Source organism: Parasphingorhabdus sp. W113 (genome assembly GCF_055693205.1).
In genome coordinates this window covers 3,024,958-3,042,936 of record NZ_CM146328.1, presented here as the reverse complement: position 1 = coordinate 3,042,936, position 17,979 = coordinate 3,024,958, and the positions used below count along the sequence as shown (strand labels likewise).

Sequence of the window (17,979 nt, the reverse complement as noted above, 5' to 3'; positions counted from 1 at the left end):
ATATCGTGTAAATCCCGGTTGGCGCTTTGGTAAATTTCCGCCATGGTGATGCATTGTTGCATCGGCATGGGGAATACCGCACTTGCTTGAACTTGTGAGCCAGTTTCAAGGCCTGATCGGGATTGCCTTCATCCTGACGGTTGCGTGGGCGGTGTCCGAGAACCGCAAGGATCGGCCGAGCTGGAAATGGATTGCCGGCGCGATCGCGGTACAGTTTGTCCTGGCCGTTGCGATCGTGCGTATCCCGATTATCTGGGACTTTATCGGGCTCGCGAATCAGGCGGTCCAGGCGATTGAGCAGGCAACCCTGGTCGGCTCCAGCTATATGTTCGGCTATCTCGGTGGCGCCGATCTGCCCTTCGCGATCAAGGATGGCGCTGCATCGCCGCTGATCATTGCGTTTCAGATCTTGCCGCTGGTGATCGTGTTTTCTGCTCTTGCCGCGCTGTTGTGGCATTGGCGGGTGTTGCAGATCATCGTCAAAGGCCTGTCCTGGGCGTTGCAGAAAAGCCTCGGCGTAAGCGGTGTGGTCGGATTGAGCGGCGGCGCGAATATCTTCCTCGGCGTGGTCGAATCCCCGCTGGTGGTACGCGCCTATTTCGACCGCATGGCGCGCGCCGAATTGTTCACTATCATGGTGCTCGCAATGTCGACCATTTCCGGTGCGATACTGGTGCTCTATGCCACGACGCTTGAGCAGACCGTGCCCAATGCGGTCGGTCATATGATCTCAGCGTCGCTGATCTCCTTGCCCGCTGCGATCCTCTTGGCCCGTCTGATGGTGCCCGGCGGCGGCGACACGAAAGTGGATCGCGATGAGCCCGGGCTGAAATATGACAATAGCTTCGATGCGATCATCAAGGGCACGATGGACGGAATGCAGCTGTTCCTCGCGGTGATTGCAGTGATCATCGTGATTTTTGCCTTTGTCGCGCTGATCGATCAGATTTTGACGCTTTTGCCGCTGGTGCAGGGAGAAGCGCTGACCCTGAAGCGGATATTCGGCTGGCTGTTCGCGCCGCTGATGTGGATGATCGGCGTGCCGTGGGACGAATCCGCAGCCGCGGGGTCGCTGATGGGCACCAAGGCGATCCTCAACGAATATGTCGCCTATCTCGAACTGGCGGCGCTGCCGGCCGACACATTCAGCGCCAAGGGCCAGCTGATCGTGACCTATGCGCTGTGCGGGGTGGCGAATCTGGCGAGTGTTGGCCTGATCATTTCAACCATCGGCACCCTGTCCCCCGATCGCCGCGCCGAAGTGGCCGGACTGGGGATGAAGAGCTGGCTGGCGGGTAATGGCGCCACGGCGATGACCGGCGCGGTGATCGGGATCATCACATGGGTGTAAGAGGCAGCCACCATGTTTGACGCCAAACTGCGTCCGCTGATCGATCCGCCGCTCAATGCCGCGGGCCGGGCAATTGCCAGGGCGGGGCTGACCGCCAACATGATCACCCTGCTCGGCCTGGCCTTCGGTCTCGCGGGGGCCTATCTGATCACGCTCCATCTCTATGGCTGGGCGCTGGCGTTGATCCTGATCAGCCGAATTTTGGATGGCCTCGATGGAGCGGTGGCGCGCGCGACCCAGAAAACCGCCTTTGGTGGCTATCTCGACATTGTCTGTGATTTTCTTTTCTACGTGTCGGTGCCGACCGCTTTCGGCTTTGCCGCCGCAGAAAATCTGCCTTATGCGCTGGTGCTGGTGGCGGCGTTCACGGTGACCGGGATCAGCTTTCTGGCCTATGCGGTCATCGCGGCGGAACGCGGTGCGGTGACCAGCGCGCATGGCGAGAAGAGCTTTTTCTACAGCACCGGGATCGCCGAAGGGGGAGAGACCATCGCCGCCTTTGTGGTCATGTGTCTGCTACCCGGCCAGTTTCCGCTGATTGCCTCGGTCTTTGCTGTGTTGTGCGCGATTACCGTCGTGCAGCGCAGCGCGCTCGCCTGGCGTAGCTTCCGGTCCTAGCTCCGCGCCCAGCGGAAATAGCGGGCGAGCAGATCCAGGGCCCATTCCGGCTTGTTTTTCTTGCGCCATTCCCCGGCTGCGAATTTATTGGCTTCGGCCATGGTCGGATAGGTGTGGATCGTACCCATGATCTTGCCGAGGCCGAGACCATGTTTCATCGCCAGGACAAATTCGGTGAGCAGCTCGCCGGCATTTTGTCCGACAATGGTCACGCCCAGGATCCGGTCCTTGCCCGGCTGGGTCAACACTTTGACAAAGCCTTCGGTGGCGCTTTCGGCAATGGCGCGATCGAGATCGTCGAGATCATAGCGCGTGACCTCATAGTCGACGCCATCTTTCCGGGCCTGCTGTTCGTTCAGACCGACATGGGCGATTTCCGGATCAAGGAAGGTGGTCCAGGGCAGAAACTCGTAGCTCGGCTTGAATTTCTTGAACCGCCCGAACAGCGCGTTGACCGTGGCGAACCAGGCTTGATGCGAGGCGTTATGGGTCAGCTGATAGGGCCCGGCCACATCGCCGGCCGCGTAAATATGCGGGAAGGTTGTCTGGAGATGGTCGTTGGTGACCAACGTGCGTTCGGTTTCCACGCCCAGCTCCTCGAGGCCAAAGCCCTCCAGCCGCGCGGCGCGGCCGACGGCGATCAGCAGGTCGTCAAACGGCAAGTTCTGCGTACCCGTGTCGCTTTCGACCACGATCTGCTTGCCGCCATCGGCAATCTGCGTCCGGGTCGCCTTGTGGCCGGTCAGCACCGTGACGCCTGATTCCTGCAACGCGCGGGTTGCGACTTCGGAGACATCCTCATCCTCAATGCCCATGACCCGGTCGGCCATTTCGATCAGCGTGACATCGCTGCCGAGCCGGGCAAAGGATTGCGACAATTCGCAGCCAATCGGCCCACCGCCGAGAACAACCATCTTTGCCGGCACGGCGTCACGCTTGGCCATCTCGTCCCACAGCGTGTCGGAGGTCAGGTAGCCGGTATCTTCAAGACCGGGCAGAGGCGGAACAAACGGGCGCGCACCGGTTGCCAGCACGATCGCCTTGGCGGTCAATATCTGTTTTTCCCCGTCATTGCGGTCAATCGATACGGTCCACGGATCAGTCAGCCGAGCATAGCCCTGCACAACGTCGACCCCGAGCCCTTCGAACCGTTCGACACTGTCATGCGGTTCGATTGTCTTGATGATCGCGTGAACGCGGGCGATGACTTTCCTGAAGTCAAGCTTCGGTTCGCTGGCTTCCAGACCATAACGCTCGCCATGGCGGATCTGGTCCGCGACCTTGGCGCTCTTGATCAGCGCCTTGGAGGGCACGCAGCCATAGTTGAGGCAATCCCCGCCCATTTTACCGGACTCGACCAGCGTGACCTTGGCGTTGATCGTGGCGCCGATCAGGGCCGAGACCAGCCCACCCGATCCCGCGCCAATCACGATCAGATTGCGGTCAAAGGATTTCGGCTGTTTCCAGCCCTTGTAGATTTTGCGGTTCTTGAAAAAGGCCATGATCGCCTTGGCAATCCAGGGGAAAGTTGCCAGCAACACGAACGACCCGATAACCGAAAGCGAAAAGACTTCGCCCACTGAATTGACCTGCGACAATTGGGTGCCAGCATTGACATAGACGATCGTCCCCGCAAGCATCCCAATCTGACTGGCGAAGAAATAGACGCCCAGCCGGATTTTGGTGAGGCCCATCAGCAGATTGACCATGAAGAACGGGAAGGCGGGCACGAGCCGGATTGATATCAGGTAAAAGGCGCCATCTTTCTGGACCCCTTCATTGATATTCTTGAGCCGCTGGCCGAACCGCTGCTCCACCCAGTCACCAAGCAGATAGCGGGACGCCAGGAAGGCCAGCGTGGCGCCGATGGTCGAAGCGAACGAGACGATAATCGTACCGACAACGACGCCGAATAGCGCGCCAGCCGCCAGTGTCATCACCGCCGCACCAGGGATCGAAAGGGCGGTTACGGCGACATAGAAGAGGAAAAAGGCCCCGATAACCAAGAGCGGATTGGCGTTATATTGCGCGTCAATCGCGTCTTGCTGGGCCTTGAGGTTTTCAATCGTCAGCAACGATCCCAGATCATAGTGGAAAAATGCAAAAATGGCCGCTGCCACGACGACCAGAATACCGATTTTCTTGAACATGGCGGCTTCCCCTTAACCCTCAGCAATTTGTGATATCTGCTGTTCGCCGACCGGGCATAAACGGTTACAGCGTTGCCGTCGATGCACAGTTGATCCTGTTGGCCAAATGCGCCGGAACATTGCCCGCAGCGAGGTTTAGCCAGCGGCTTGCTTGATCGCGCGCCGGATGCTCATATAGGTTGCACAGCGACAGATATTGCCGCTCATCGCTTCATCAATATCCGCATCACTCGGATTGGAATTTTCAGCCAGCAGCGCGGTGGCCGCCATGATCTGGCCCGACTGGCAATAGCCGCATTGCGGCACGTCATTCTCGACCCAGACTTCCCGAATGGCATCGGCAGCCGCACCCTCGACCCCTTCGATCGTGGTCACCTGGGCATCGCCCAGCGAGTCATGCGCGGTCACGCAGGACCGGGTCGGGGTACCGTCGACATGAACGGTGCAGGCGCCGCATTGCGCAACGCCGCAACCAAATTTGGTGCCGGTCATTTTGAGATGATCGCGCAGGACCCAGAGCAACGGCGTTCCAGGCGCTGCATCAACCGTTTCGCTTTTGCCATTGATGTTCAAACTGGTGGTCATGATCTATCCCTCCCCCGTGGTGGTTGTCTCGGTCGGCAGTGTCAGCCGGTTGCCGCTTGCGCCGATAACCGGCAAAGTCCGGATACGGTGCCCGGTGGCGTTGAATATGGCGTTGGTCAGCGCCGGGGCGGCTGGCGGAGTGGCTGGCTCGCCAACGCCGGCCGGTGCGGTGTTCGAGGCGATAATATCCACTTCGAAAGCGCGCGGCGCTTCGCCCATGCGCAAGACCCGCCAGGATGGGAAATTATCCTGTACAATCGCGCCATTCTTCGCGGTGATCTCGCCAAACAGGGCATTGGACAGGCCATAAATAGTGCCGCCTTCCATCTGTGCGCGAGCGTGGCGCGGGTTGATCACGGTGCCCGCATCAACTGCGAGCCACACGCCGGGAATGGTCAGTGCACCTTCCGGTGTCACCGCGACTTCGACTACTGTGGCGATATAGGACAGGAACGACCGGTGTACCGCAATACCCAGGCCGCGACCGGCGGGCATGTTGCGGCCCCATTTGGCCATGTCAGCCACGCGGTTCACGACATTGGTCAATCGCGCGGTTTCTATGGGATAGTCTTCGAGCGACGCATCATAATTGGGATAGGTTGCCCCTTCCGCATTGGGATCAATCGTCCGTGCGCCGCCAATCAGCTCGAGCAGATAGTCTTTCTGATCCTTGCCTGCCGCCTCGGCCAGTTCCGCCGCAAAGCTCTGTACCGCGAAGGCGTGATAGATATTCGACACCGATCGCAACCAGCCAATTCGCACATGGCCCTTGGCGTTGCCGGATTCCACCTGCAGGTTGGGCATCGCAAAGGGTACATCGGTGGCCCCAAGACCCATTTCGCCGTCCGTCGGCACATCCATGCCCGGTGCAAAGGTCGAGGCAATGGGCGGGAAGACGGTGCGATGGAGATAGGATGTACAGGTGCCGTCGCTGTCGAGCCCCGCTTCCAGCCGCTGGGCGCTGGCCGAATGATAATAGCCGTGGCGGACTTCGTCTTCGCGGGTCCAGGTCACCTTGACCGGTTTGCCCACTTCCTTGGCGATCAGCGCTGCCTCAACGACAAAATCCGGTTTCGATTTGCGTCCGAACGCCCCGCCCAGCCAGGTTGCGTGGACGGTGATATTTTCCTTGTCGATCTTCAACAGATCGGACAGCGTCTGGCGCGTCGCCTGGGGATCCTGAACGCAGGCCCAGCACTCGAGCTTGTCTCCGGTCCATTCCGCGGTTGCGGCTGGCGGTTCCATCGGCGATTGCGACAGATGCGGCGCGTAATATTCTGCGGTGATGGTCCGGTCTGCGCTGGCGAGACCAGCAGCGACATCGCCGCGCTTGCGCCGAACCGTGCCTGCACGCTGTGCGGTCTGTTTCATCTGTTCGGCGAAACTTTCCGAATCATAACCGGCATTCGGGCCATCAATCCAGTCGACTTCCAGCGCGTTGCGGCCCTGAATGGCGGCCCAGGTGTCGGTCCCGACAATCGCGACGCCGCCAAGGGCCTGAAACAGCGCCGGGGGTTTCGCGTCGGGCAGCCTGACGGTCTGCAGTACGCCCGGAATAGCCAGAGCGCCGGCATCGCGAACCGCACCGGTCTTGCCGAATAGCTGCGGCGGACGGGCGACAACCGCATAGACCATGTTGGGGCGATCAACATCAATACCGAACGTGCCTTCGCCGCGGGTAATGCGCGGGATGGTCAGGGACGGAATTTCCTTGTTGATATAACGCCACTCGGACGGTTCCTTGAGCGTGACCGCGGCTTCCTCGGGGACCTGCAGCCGGGCCGCGAGCTTCGCAAGATTGCCATAGGAGAGAGTGTCGCTATTCTGGTCATTGCTAACCAGACCTTCGGCCGCCGAGCAGGCAGACGGATCGATCTTCCAATAGACCGCAGCCGCCTCGGTCAACATCTGTTTCATCGCCGCACCGGCAAGGCGCAGGCGATGGAAATTATAGCGCACCGATCGCGACCCGTCGGTATTTTGGTCGCCATAGCGTTCATGACCCTCGGCTTGAACAATCGTGACCTTGTCCCAGTCGGCTTCGAGCTCATCGGCGACAATCTGGGCCATGGAGGTCCAGACCTGCTGGCCCATTTCCGAACGGTGGCAGGTAATCTTGACCGTCCCGTCCTCTTCAATTGCAATCCATAGCGCGGGCGTGGCATCGCCGCCCTTGACCTCGGTCAGCGGACTCGGTCCGGCTTCCGGCAAGTCAATCGCATCGGCATCGATTATGGGTTCTTCGTAACGGGAACAGCCGACCAGCGCGACGCCAACGACAAACAGGCTGGATCCGACCACAAAGCCGCGCCGCGACAAATTGGTGATTGCACGCTTTTCTGTTCCGGCCGCGCCGCTTTTCGTCTCGCCGGGAAGGACCCCAATATCGTGCAAAAACATCCATCGTCTCCTGTTGTCCGGCTCAGCTTACAGATAATGTTTCGATAATGCGAACGGCTTCTTGAACTGCGCGATGACCATCGCCAAAAGCTGACCCCAATTCATCTGCTGCCATTACTGTGCTCTTGCAAAAGCCATGATCTCAGGCATTGTCCATCGCCCGTCTCCGAACAAATCTGGGAATTTAAATGTCCTTTCTGCTTACCTTTCTGCTCGCTGCATCGTCTCCTGCCAATCCCGCGACGGATGCCTCGCCCGATGCCGAAGATGCGTTGGTAGAAGGCCATGCCCAAGCGGTTGACCGATATGCACAGTTGGAAAAACTGGCCGAGGCCGCTGACTATCTTGCGATTGGCGAGCGGATCAATGTGCCGGAATCCCAGGCGATGCAGGATCCGGATATGCTGTGGCTGCAAAGAAAGAGCATGAACAGCCGTTCGGCCTATTTCCCGATGCTATATGGCGCGCGCTTGTGGCAGATGGTCGACCAACTCGATGGTCCACAGTCTGACCAGATCAGACAAACCGCTGTGGCGATGTTGCTTTTTACGCTGTCGATAATCGATATTGACGGCGCGCGTTGCCAGGACTCGTCTGCTCCGGCTGGTCGAGCGCAGAAAATAATGGCGCTGTTTCCCGGTGCATTGGATTATGCGCACCAAATGGATGAAGATATGAAGACGAGGATTGCAACGCTGGTGGTGCGTTTGGACCTCAGAAATGCGGGCGCCCGCGCGGTCAATTTTGACAAGAAATTTCTCTGTTTCGGCGGCATGCATCATATCCAATATGGCTTGACCCATGGAACCACCAAAGAACGTCCCGCAAAAGACGGTGAATTTGGACGGCAATTCGAAGTTGGAGATGGCGGAACATATGATGCCCCGGAAATCGCCTATGACAAGTGGACGGCCATCGCGGGGGAGAAAAGGGGTCGGTTGGCCGCTGACCTGCTGAAATTGATGACAGAAAAGAAGGATTAGCCCTCCGTCTCCACCGGACACGGTCTTGAAACACAGGCGACTGTTGGAGTTTCCGGAGCGTGGTCGGCATTTGTCGGCCATTCGAAGCCAGGAAGGGTTGGCCGCAGCTCGGCAGCCGTGATAGGCGATGACCATGAAAGATCGATTTGAACGCCACAAACATCCCTGGACGTCCGAGGAAATCCAGAAGCTTCATGCCTTTGCCAAAAAGGGCATGACCTTGAAAGCGATCAGCAAGGCGCTGACCCGCAGCGAGGAATCGATCAAGAAACGGGCCAAGCAGGACAAGCTGAAAATCGCCAAGAAACGGTGATAGCCGGGCGGCCTGGACCCGCGCCCGTGGGTCTATCTATTCTGGTCATTGCCAGCGCGCCGCCGATGTGATCATCCCGCAGCGATAGCAACCATCGGCGAAGGGAATGAACATGGGGCGGGTACAGGACAAAATCATATTGCTGACCGGAGGCGCAATGGGTCTCGGCAAGGCGGCAGCGGCGCGGCTAGTGGAAGAAGGCGCGCGGGTGATCATCACCGATCATAATGTCGAGGCGGGGATGCAGACCGCCGAGGCGCTGGGGGAGCGGGTTAGCTTTCTCGAACAGGATGTGACGGATCCGGACCGCTGGACCGATGTGATTGCGCAGGTCGAGGCGGACCATGGGCGGCTTGATGTGCTGGTCAACAATGCGGCCGTGACGGTGTTCGGATCGATTGCCGATGTCAGCTACGAAGATTTCCGCCGCTGTTACACTGTCGATGTCGATTCGATCTTTCTCGGCTGCAAGGCCGCCATGGATCTGATGAGCAAGACCGGTGGCTCGATGATCAACTTTTCATCCGCCGCGGCGATCAACGCCAGCGCCGATCTGGTGGCCTATAATTCGGCCAAGGCGGCGATCCCCATGCTGACCAAATCCATCGCGCTTTATTGCGCGCGGGAGAAAAATGGCGTGCGGGTCAACGCGGTTCTGCCGGGCACGATCATGACGCCCAATGTTCAGAGCGTCATCGACGGCACACCGGATCCGGCGGCAACCGCGGAGCAATTCGCACTCGCTCAACCGGTGGGGCATATGGGCGAACCCGATGATGTCGCCCATCTGATCGTCTATCTGGCATCGGACGAAAGCAAATTTGCTACCGGAGCGGCTTTTGCGGTCGATGGCGGCCTCAGCATCTAGCGGACCGCCGGCTTAACCGGGCAATTAAATTGCCGTTTGCAACCTTGTCGCGAGAATGGCATAACCGGAGCATAGCTGGGAGAGACGGCCAATGGCAACGCAAGTAAAAGAGCAAAGCGGGCAGACGGATGGAAACGCAGTGGAATCGGTCGATGTTCTGATCGTTGGTGCGGGGATTTCCGGCATTGGCATGGCGGTTCACCTGCGCGACAAATGCCCCGGCAAAAGCTTTGCCCTGATGGAGCGGCGTGACGAGATTGGCGGGACGTGGAACCTGTTCCAATATCCTGGCATCCGGTCCGACTCGGACATGCACACGCTGGGCTTCAAATTCGAACCCTGGACCGAACAGAAAGCGATTGCCGACGGTCCGTCGATCATGAACTATCTCCACCGGATCAAGGCCAAGCATGATCTGGAAAAGCACATTCATTTTGGCCACAAGGTGCTCTCGGCGAGCTGGTCGAGTGAAGCGGCGCGCTGGACGGTCACCGCGGAAAAATCCGATGGCAGCCAGAGCGTTGTTCACGCCAACTTCCTCTATATGGGGGCGGGCTATTATGACTATGACAATCCCTATGATGCGCAGATAACCGGGCTGGAAAATTTCAAGGGCGATGTCGTGCATCCGCAATTCTGGCCCAAGGATCTGGACTATAGCGACAAGAAAGTCGTGATCATCGGCAGCGGCGCGACCGCCGTAACGATTGTTCCGGTCATGGCGGAAAAGGCGGCGCATGTGACGATGTTGCAACGGACCCCGACCTGGTATTTTGCCCGCCCGGCCAAGGACTATCTCGCCAATTTCCTGCGCAAGATCATGCCCGAACAATGGGCCTATAATATTATCCGCTGGAAAAATGTGAAGATGCAGGACCTGACCTTCAACATGGCGCGGAACAAGCCGGAAAAAATCGTCAAGAAACTTGAGAAACCGCTCAAGAAAGAGCTCGGTGACAAATATAACAAGGCGGATTATACGCCGCCTTACGGTCCCTGGGAACAACGGCTCTGTCTGGTTCCGGACAGCGACATGTTCAAGGCGATCAGCGCCGGTACCGCCGATGTCAAAACCGGCCATATCGAAAGCGTCACCGCCGATGGCATAAAGCTGAAATCCGGGGAAACGCTGGATGCCGATATTCTCGTCACCGCAACCGGGCTACGACTGGCCGTGGCCGGCAAGGTCGCGTTTGAAGTGGATGGCAAGCCGGTACACTGGCCGGATCATTATTACTACAAGGGCTGCATGTTCTCAGACATTCCCAACATGGCGATCGTGTTCGGCTATCTGAATGCGAGCTGGACCCTGAAAGCGGATATTGTCTCGGAATATACCTGCCGCCTGCTCAACCATATGGATGCCACGGCGACCCGGATTGCCAATCCGGTGCTGGGCAAGGAAATTGAGCAGGAAGAACTGTTTGACTTCTCTTCCGGCTATATCAAGCGGTCCCTCGACGAACTGCCGCGCAATGGCACGCAAATGCCATGGAAGCTCAATCAGGACTATCTTTTCGACAAGAAGATTTTGCTCAATGATCCGGTAGATGACCGGGTAATCCAGTTTTACGGCCCGAATAGCGCTGCTGCGGATCGGGATGACAGTCCTGCGCTGGAAGCTGCTGAATAACAGCGATTTTGGCAAAAGCCTTGTATATTGACATCAATGTAAGTAGTGGCTGTGCATGAATGATGAAATTGTCGATGTTCTGATCGTTGGTGCTGGCCTGTCGGGTATTGGCGCTGCTGTCCATTTTTCCAAACGCTGCCCCAACAAGAGCGTGGCGATTGTCGAGGCGCGGGAGCGGCTGGGCGGAACCTGGGACCTGTTCAAATATCCCGGCATCCGATCGGACAGCGACATGTACACGCTTGGCTATAATTTCAAACCCTGGACCGCTCGCAAGGCAATCGCGGATGCGCCGTCGATACTGACCTATCTCAACGAAACCGTCGATGAATATCAGCTGCGCGACAAGATCCGCTTCAACCAGAAAGTCGTGAATGCCAGCTGGTCCAGCGCCGAGGCGCTGTGGACGGTGACGCTGTCCGCGAATGACGGACAGAGCAGCATCATAAAATGCAATTTCCTGCACATGTGTTCCGGCTATTACAGCTATGACGAAGCCCATAATCCCGACTTCCCCGGCAAGGCGGATTTTGCCGGACAGGTAGTCCATCCGCAATTCTGGCCTGATGATCTCGACTATGCCGGGAAGAAGATTGTAGTGATTGGCAGCGGCGCAACGGCGGTCACCCTGGTCCCTTCGATGGCGGAGACAGCCAGCCATGTCACCATGTTGCAGCGGTCGCCAACCTATATCGTCTCGCTGCCCGGCGAGGACAAATGGGCCCTGCGGTTCCGCAAGGTCATGCCGAACAAGCTGGCCTATCTGGTGACTCGCTGGAAGAATGTGCTCTGGGGGTTGTTCACCTTCAATCTCGCCCGCAACAAGCCGGGCATGTTCAAGAAGCGTATTCTCGACATGGTCAAGGAAGAAATGGGCGAGGGTGTCGACATGACTCATTTCACGCCGGACTATAATCCTTGGGACCAGCGCCTGTGTCTGGTGCCGGACAGCGATCTGTTTGCCGCGATCAAGTCAGGCCAGGCGTCCATCGTCACCGATCAGATCGCAAATTTCACCAAAGATGGCATCCTGCTGCAATCGGGTGCCAGCCTGGAAGCGGATATCATCGTCACCGCAACCGGCCTGAAAATGCTCACCGGCGGCAGTGCGACGATCACCGTTGATGGCAGCCCGGTCAATTTCGCCGATACGATCAACTATAAAGGCGTCATGTTCTCCGGCGTGCCCAATTTCGGCATGACCATGGGCTATACCAACGCCAGCTGGACGCTAAAGGCGGATCTCACGAGTGAATATATTTGTCGTCTGGTCAATTACATGGACAGGAACAACACGCCGATTGCAACGCCAACCTTGCCGGCGGACGGATCGGTCAGCACCGAGCCGATGCTGGACTTTACCTCTGGCTACGTTCAGCGCGCCATCAAGGATCTGCCCAAGCAGGGCGATCGCAAGCCATGGCGCCTGAACCAAAACTATCCCAAGGATATTATCAATTTGCGCCACAAGGCCGTCGATGATGGCGTCATGGTTTTTACCAAGGCGCAGCCCGATGACCGGACTCCCGCAGAGCCGAGCGTCGAACCCGAGAGCATGCCCGCCTGAATAGAGTCTCGCGCTTCCGCTTTTGTGAGTCTATAGGATAGGGATGACAGACTTTAAGACATTGATAGAGGCCGATAAAGGCCAGCCGGCGCGGACCATCCAGATCCTGGATATTCACAATTTCGAGGATTGGTTCAAGGCGCAGCCCGAGAGTATCCGCAGCATTGTGAATGCCTATAAATTTGTTGCCAATCCGGACTCCTATCTGATTCTGCCCGCGTCCGGTAAAACCGACAAGCAGGACAAAAGCGAACAGAGCGACTTCACGGTGGTCGCCGGTGTCGTCAATCACAAGCAATTGGATCCCTGGTCCCTGGCGAAACTGGGTGGCAAGCTGCCCGAGGGCAACTACCGTCTGGCCGGAGCCAGCCCGAAAGGCGCCTTGTTCGGCTGGCTGATCCCCCAGCATGTTTTCGATCAGTATAAGGACCTCTCCGATCAACAGGGACCAAGCGTCCTGTTGTTGAAAGAGGGTCTGTCGCAGGTCGACGAAGCCGTTCGCCAGGCCGAAGCCACCGCGCTGGTCCGCGATATGGTCAACACGCCAGCGGCCGATATGGGGCCGGACAAGCTTGAGGATATTGTCGAGAAGCTGGCCGGCGCCCATGACGCTGATCTCAAGGTCACGCGCGGCGATACGCTGGAAAAGAATTTCCCGATGATCCATGGGGTTGGCAAGGCGGCCATGCGCGACCATGCCCCGCGCTTGATCGAACTCAAATGGGGCCAGGCGGACCATCCGAAAATTGCCATTGTCGGCAAAGGTGTGACCTTTGACAGCGGCGGTTTGTCGATGAAATCACCGGCCGGCATGTTGCTGATGAAAAAGGATATGGGCGGCGCCGCCCATGCGATCGCGCTGGCCAAGCTGGTGATGGAGGCGAAATTACCGGTGCAGTTGCACTTGTTGGTGGCGGCGGTCGAGAATGCAATTGACGGCCATGCCCTGCGCCCGGGTGATATCTTGCACAGCCGCAAGGGTCTGACCGTTGAAATTGGCAATACCGATGCGGAAGGCCGACTGGTGCTGGGTGATGCCCTCACGCTTGCGGGTGAAGAAGAGCCGGAGCTTATTCTGGATTTTGCGACATTGACCGGGGCCGCGCGGGTCGCGCTCGGGCCGGACATGCCTGCGCTGTTCTGCAATGATGACGCGATGGCCAGCGCGTTGCTCGATGGCGGAGACGATGAAGATGATCCACTGTGGCGGATGCCGCTATGGGCGCGGTACGAATATCGCCTCAACAGTCAAATCGCGGATACCAATAATGTCGCACCGGGTTCCTTTGCCGGCTGTATCACGGCCGCGCTGTTCCTGCAGAAATTTGTCCCGGACGGCGTTTCCTGGGCCCATTTCGACACTTATGCGTGGCGCCCAGCCAGCAAGCCAGGGCGCCCAAAGGGCGGCGAGGCCCTCGGTTTGCGTGCCAGCTGGCATTATTTGAAAGCGCGTTTCGCGGCTTGACCAGGACGGCGTCAGCAGTCGCAACTTGATCCCGTGGCCGTTTCTCGGTTAAGGCGCGCTGTCATGACATTGTCATAATCGATGGACGGCTTGCAAATGGAGTTCCATGGTGATGGGGCAATCGCAATCGCACCATGGAAACTGGGGTAGACAGAGTAATGAACATTGCCGGAAATATGAAGGCAGCCAATCTGCCGGAACGCACGAAATTCTCGTTGCACGGGCCAGAAGAACAATTTGATGCCCGCGTGACCGCTCATCGCGGTGATCTCGCCGATATTGCACTGGCTGGAAAGCTGTTTTCCCCCCATTATGCCGAAGCCTTGCCGATGCGCTGCGCGGCGCCGAAAGCGATGATCCGCAAACAGGGCGGCAAAGATCATGTGGCGGTGACCGAGCTGCTCCATGGCGAAGATTTTCATATGCTCGATGTGGTCGGAGACTGGGCCTGGGGCTTTTGTGTCCATGACGGCTATGTCGGCTATATTCCCGTCCACGCGCTGCAGCATCAGCGCAAAACTGCCGAGCCGACGCATCTGGTATCCGCTCGCGCCGCGTTGATTTTCATCGAACCGGATATCAAGGCCGGGGTGATGAAACGCCTGCCCATGGGATCGCGGATCGCGTGCGGTGAAGCCAGCGAATGCGGCAATTTTCTGAAATCCGGCAAGGGCTTTGTCCATGTCCGGCATGTCCAGAAAATTGGTGCGAAACTGGTTTTTGACGGGCGTAACAGCGCCGTCGATTTTGCCGAACAGCTGATTGGCGCGCCCTATTTGTGGGGTGGACGCAGCGGAGACGGACTGGATTGCTCCGGCCTTATCCAGACCGTTTTGGGACTGACCGGTACGGCGGTTCCGCGCGACGCGGATCAGCAGTTGCAATCGGTTGGTACAGAAATCCCGGCGGAAGAGCCTCTGCAGCGCGGCGATATTGTCTTTTTCCCTGATCATGTCGGCATCATGGCCAATGATCAGGATATTATTCATGCCAATATCCATTGGATGCAGGTCATTTCCGAGCCGCTCGCCGATGTGGTTGCGCGCTTTGGTGACGATGTCGCCGAGCCGGTCCTCGCCCGGCGGCGTTTGCGCTAGCAACCGGTCATGACACATAGCCTTTTCATTGATGGCGCTGCAGGAACGACCGGCCTTGAAATTGCCGACCGGCTCGCGTCTCGGCCCGAATTTGCGATCCAGACTTTGCCCGATGATCAGCGCAAAGATCTGGATGCGCGGCGTGCTGCGATCAACGACAGCGACTTTGTCATTCTGTGTCTGCCAGACGAAGCCGCGCGAGCGGCGGTCGCGCTGATCGATAATGATCGCACGCGGGTGATCGATGCGTCATCGGCCCATCGCACGGCCGATAACTGGGTGTTCGGCTTTGCTGAATTCCGCAAAGGGCAGCGCGAAAAAATTGCCAATGCGCGGTTCGTCTCCAATCCTGGCTGTTATCCGACCGGCTTTCTCGGACTCGTCGCACCGCTGATTGCCGACGGTCTGCTGCCCGCCGACTGGCCCTACTCGGTCAATGCGGTGTCCGGCTATTCCGGTGGTGGCAAAGCGCTGATTGAACGGTTCGCGCAAGAGTCCGATATTGGCTTCCGGAGCTACGGGCTGACGCTGGACCACAAGCATATGCCGGAAATGAAGCGCCATGCCGGCCTCGTTCATGATGTGATTTTCGCCCCTTCCGTCGTCCGCGCCTATCGCGGGATGGTGGTCGAAGTTCCGCTCAATCTGGCGGCCATGGGTGGCGGGCGCAAGGCGAGCGAACTGCTCCAGGCGTTGCAGGACCATTATCAGGGATCGGCTATTGTCGGCGTGCATGACGGTCAGGACATGACCGAATTGCTGCTCAATGAAAACGGGCCGGCTACGGATCGACTGGAGCTCTATGTTTTCGCCAATGAAAGGGGTGACCAGGTCCGGCTGGTGGCCAGGCTGGACAATCTCGGCAAAGGCGCAGCCGGCAGCACCGTACAGGATCTCAATATCATGGCGGGTCTCGATGAAACGCTGGGCCTGCGTCTGTAGACGATCAGTGGCCTTCGAGGATGACCGGGTCGGGCTTGTCGTCCTGTTTTGACCGTTGTTCCAGAAACACCTTGATCATCGCGATAATCGGATCGGCCAGTGCCAGTCCGAGAATGCCGAACAGCGTGCCGAGCAGGATCTGCGCGCTGAGCAACAGGGCGGGAGCCAGATCAACCGCCCGTTTGGCGACCATTGGTACAATGAAATTGCCGTCGATAATCTGCACGACCTGCCAGATGATCAAACCGTAAATTCCGGTTTCGGTGCTCACTGAGAAACCGACCAGTGCGATCAATATACCCGATACGAGTGAACCGATATTGGGAATGAAGGCCAGCAATCCGGTGATCACACCCAAAATGGCCGCCATTGGAATGCCGGCCAGCAACAGCAACAGCCAGGTTCCGACACCCTCGACAAACATGCCAAGCAACCGGCCGGCCATCAGACGCCGCAGGGTCCAGCCGATTTTTGCGGTGGTGCGGTAAAACTCATCACGGCTTTCGAGTGGCAGCATCCAGGCAAAGCCGCGCTCATAAAGACGTGGTTCGGCGGCGATAAATACCCCCAGCACGATCATCATGACGAGACTGGCAACCGTGCCGATCACCGAGGTCACCGCGCGCGTGACTTGTCCGACGCTGCCGAGAACCTGCTGCCCCAGTTCTTTCAGATCATCGGCAGTTGCTGTCAGGCCAATTTGTGCGGCCCAGTCACCGATCCGATCAACCTGGCTTTCCAGCGTGACTTGCAAAATCGCGACCTGTTCGGACAACTGGGACCCGGTCAACCAGACGGTCCAGGCGAGGAAAGAGAAACCGGTCAGGACCACGATCGCCAGACGAAATCCGCGGTGAATGGGCAAGGCCCGGCCGAGCAGCCGGGTGCCACCGTCCAATATGGTCGCAATGACCAGGCCGCCAATGATCAGCAGGATCGGCTGCGCCAATATCGCGATCAGATAGACCGCAACCGCAATGCCGATCCAGATAGCGGCTTTCTTAAATTCTCGCTTGAGCGCCGGATCGTGCAGTTCGGACGGGCCGGGTTTTTCTGTCTTCCGCGGCTTTTCGGTCATTCTTCCGGTGCAGCGCTATTGTCCATGGGCGCAGTTTGCACGCCCACTTCAGGTCGCAGGCTCGAACCGGCCCGGCCACTGCGAAAGGATCCGATCCAGCTCAGCGGATTGAGCGTGGTGGAACCATCGAGCGAGAAGGTTATGAATTCCGCGCGGCCACCAATATTCTCCCACGGGATGGTGCCGTTGAGACCCAGCGGGCTCGCGACCCGGCTGTCCGCCGACAGATCGCGATTGTCACCGAGCAGATAGACATGGCCCTCCGGGATGATGATCGGTTCGATATCATCAGTATATTGCGGGCCGAGATCGATAATATCATAGCTGACGCCATTGGGCAGGGTTTCGCGCAGGATCGGCAAGCGGCAGACCGAATTGCCCGCTTCATCCGTGTCCTTCAAGCCGGGAAATTCCTGGTCACCGCAAGGCGCGTTGGCGTCAATCGGCAGGCTGAGATCCGGCTGGACTTCCTGATTGACCGGGACGCCATTGAGAAAGACCTGTCCGCCGCGCAATGCGATTGTATCACCCGGCAAGCCGATGACGCGCTTGATATAGTCGCTGCTCTGGTCTTTTGGCGTCAGGATCACGATGTCCCCGCGCTCCGGCAGGGATCCGAACAACCGGCCTTCCATCCGCGGCAGGATGTGAAATGTGGGCGAGACCCAGGACCAGCCATAGGCATATTTGCTGACAATCAGCCGGTCGCCGACGAGCAATCCGGGCATCATCGATACCGAAGGAATGTAAAAAGGTTTCGCGACCAGGCTGTGAAACGCGAGCACGGCAAGCAACAGCAAGCCAATGCTTTTGGCTTCGCCGATCCAGTCGGTTTTTTCGTCCGCGCTGTCGGTCGGGCCTGATTTGGGGGCGCTCGTGTCTGCCTGATCCAGTGCCATATCCTGCTTTTCTTCTTCAACCGCCATGGA

At 58.3% G+C, this 17,979-nt stretch carries 15 protein-coding genes; 10 read left to right on the top strand and 5 right to left on the bottom strand.

The features are described from left to right. The first annotated feature begins 82 nt into the window (after positions 1–82). Together ACZ1GS_RS14690 and ACZ1GS_RS14685 are read left to right on the top strand one after the other, a co-directional pair. On the top strand, positions 83–1,351 hold the full coding sequence (locus tag ACZ1GS_RS14690; RefSeq protein WP_472695914.1) for a NupC/NupG family nucleoside CNT transporter: 1,269 nt from the start codon (positions 83–85) through the stop codon (positions 1,349–1,351). 12 nt (positions 1,352–1,363) lie between these two features. Beyond that, complete coding sequence (locus ACZ1GS_RS14685) at positions 1,364–1,969, top strand: CDP-alcohol phosphatidyltransferase family protein (RefSeq protein WP_472695913.1); 606 nt, start codon at positions 1,364–1,366, stop codon at positions 1,967–1,969. Here ACZ1GS_RS14685 and ACZ1GS_RS14680 read toward each other — a convergent pair. The 3 genes from ACZ1GS_RS14680 to ACZ1GS_RS14670 all read right to left on the bottom strand — a co-directional run bounded on the left by ACZ1GS_RS14680 (position 1,966) and on the right by ACZ1GS_RS14670 (position 7,104). Continuing rightward, positions 1,966–4,119 carry an FAD-dependent oxidoreductase gene (locus tag ACZ1GS_RS14680; protein WP_472695912.1) on the bottom strand — a complete coding sequence of 718 codons (2,154 nt, stop codon included), beginning with the start codon at positions 4,117–4,119 and terminating at the stop codon, positions 1,966–1,968. The genes ACZ1GS_RS14685 and ACZ1GS_RS14680 overlap by 4 nt on opposite strands. A gap of 135 nt (positions 4,120–4,254) precedes the next feature. Further along, positions 4,255–4,704: a (2Fe-2S)-binding protein gene (locus ACZ1GS_RS14675; protein WP_472695911.1), complete on the bottom strand. Its 450-nt coding sequence runs from the start codon at positions 4,702–4,704 to the stop codon at positions 4,255–4,257. Positions 4,705–4,707: 3 nt separating this feature from the next. Continuing rightward, positions 4,708–7,104, bottom strand: coding sequence for a xanthine dehydrogenase family protein molybdopterin-binding subunit (locus ACZ1GS_RS14670; protein WP_472695910.1), 2,397 nt, complete (start codon positions 7,102–7,104; stop codon positions 4,708–4,710). 188 nt (positions 7,105–7,292) lie between these two features. On the opposite strand from ACZ1GS_RS14670, the gene ACZ1GS_RS14665 reads away from it, so the two are divergent. The 8 genes from ACZ1GS_RS14665 (at position 7,293) to argC (ending at position 15,972) form a co-directional block, all read left to right on the top strand. Continuing rightward, positions 7,293–8,087: a hypothetical protein gene (locus ACZ1GS_RS14665; protein WP_472695909.1), complete on the top strand. Its 795-nt coding sequence runs from the start codon at positions 7,293–7,295 to the stop codon at positions 8,085–8,087. 133 nt (positions 8,088–8,220) lie between these two features. Beyond that, on the top strand, positions 8,221–8,400 hold the full coding sequence (locus ACZ1GS_RS14660; protein ID WP_472695908.1) for a hypothetical protein: 180 nt from the start codon (positions 8,221–8,223) through the stop codon (positions 8,398–8,400). Between the two features lie 112 nt (positions 8,401–8,512). Further along, positions 8,513–9,268, top strand: a complete 756-nt coding sequence (locus ACZ1GS_RS14655; protein WP_472695907.1) for a glucose 1-dehydrogenase — start codon at positions 8,513–8,515, stop codon at positions 9,266–9,268. 91 nt (positions 9,269–9,359) lie between these two features. Beyond that, complete coding sequence (locus tag ACZ1GS_RS14650) at positions 9,360–10,901, top strand: flavin-containing monooxygenase (RefSeq protein ID WP_472695906.1); 1,542 nt, start codon at positions 9,360–9,362, stop codon at positions 10,899–10,901. Positions 10,902–10,956: 55 nt separating this feature from the next. Beyond that, positions 10,957–12,468 (top strand): flavin-containing monooxygenase, encoded by a 1,512-nt coding sequence (locus ACZ1GS_RS14645; RefSeq protein ID WP_472695905.1) that lies wholly within the window; start codon positions 10,957–10,959, stop codon positions 12,466–12,468. A gap of 43 nt (positions 12,469–12,511) precedes the next feature. After that, positions 12,512–13,933: a leucyl aminopeptidase family protein gene (locus tag ACZ1GS_RS14640; protein WP_472695904.1), complete on the top strand. Its 1,422-nt coding sequence runs from the start codon at positions 12,512–12,514 to the stop codon at positions 13,931–13,933. 158 nt (positions 13,934–14,091) lie between these two features. Further along, the gene (locus ACZ1GS_RS14635) at positions 14,092–15,030 is read left to right on the top strand and encodes a C40 family peptidase (protein ID WP_472695903.1); all 939 of its coding nucleotides are present in this window, start codon (positions 14,092–14,094) and stop codon (positions 15,028–15,030) included. Between the two features lie 9 nt (positions 15,031–15,039). After that, positions 15,040–15,972, top strand: a complete 933-nt coding sequence (gene argC, locus ACZ1GS_RS14630) for an N-acetyl-gamma-glutamyl-phosphate reductase (protein ID WP_472695902.1) — start codon at positions 15,040–15,042, stop codon at positions 15,970–15,972. Between the two features lie 4 nt (positions 15,973–15,976). Here argC and ACZ1GS_RS14625 read toward each other — a convergent pair whose 3' ends face one another. Together ACZ1GS_RS14625 and lepB are read right to left on the bottom strand one after the other, a co-directional pair. Then, entirely contained in the window at positions 15,977–17,050 is a 1,074-nt protein-coding gene (locus tag ACZ1GS_RS14625) for an AI-2E family transporter (protein WP_472695901.1), read from the bottom strand. Further along, positions 17,047–17,976, bottom strand: a complete 930-nt coding sequence (gene lepB, locus ACZ1GS_RS14620; RefSeq protein ID WP_472695900.1) for a signal peptidase I — start codon at positions 17,974–17,976, stop codon at positions 17,047–17,049. The genes ACZ1GS_RS14625 and lepB overlap by 4 nt, the downstream gene beginning before the upstream one ends. Between the last annotated feature and the right edge of the window lie 3 nt (positions 17,977–17,979).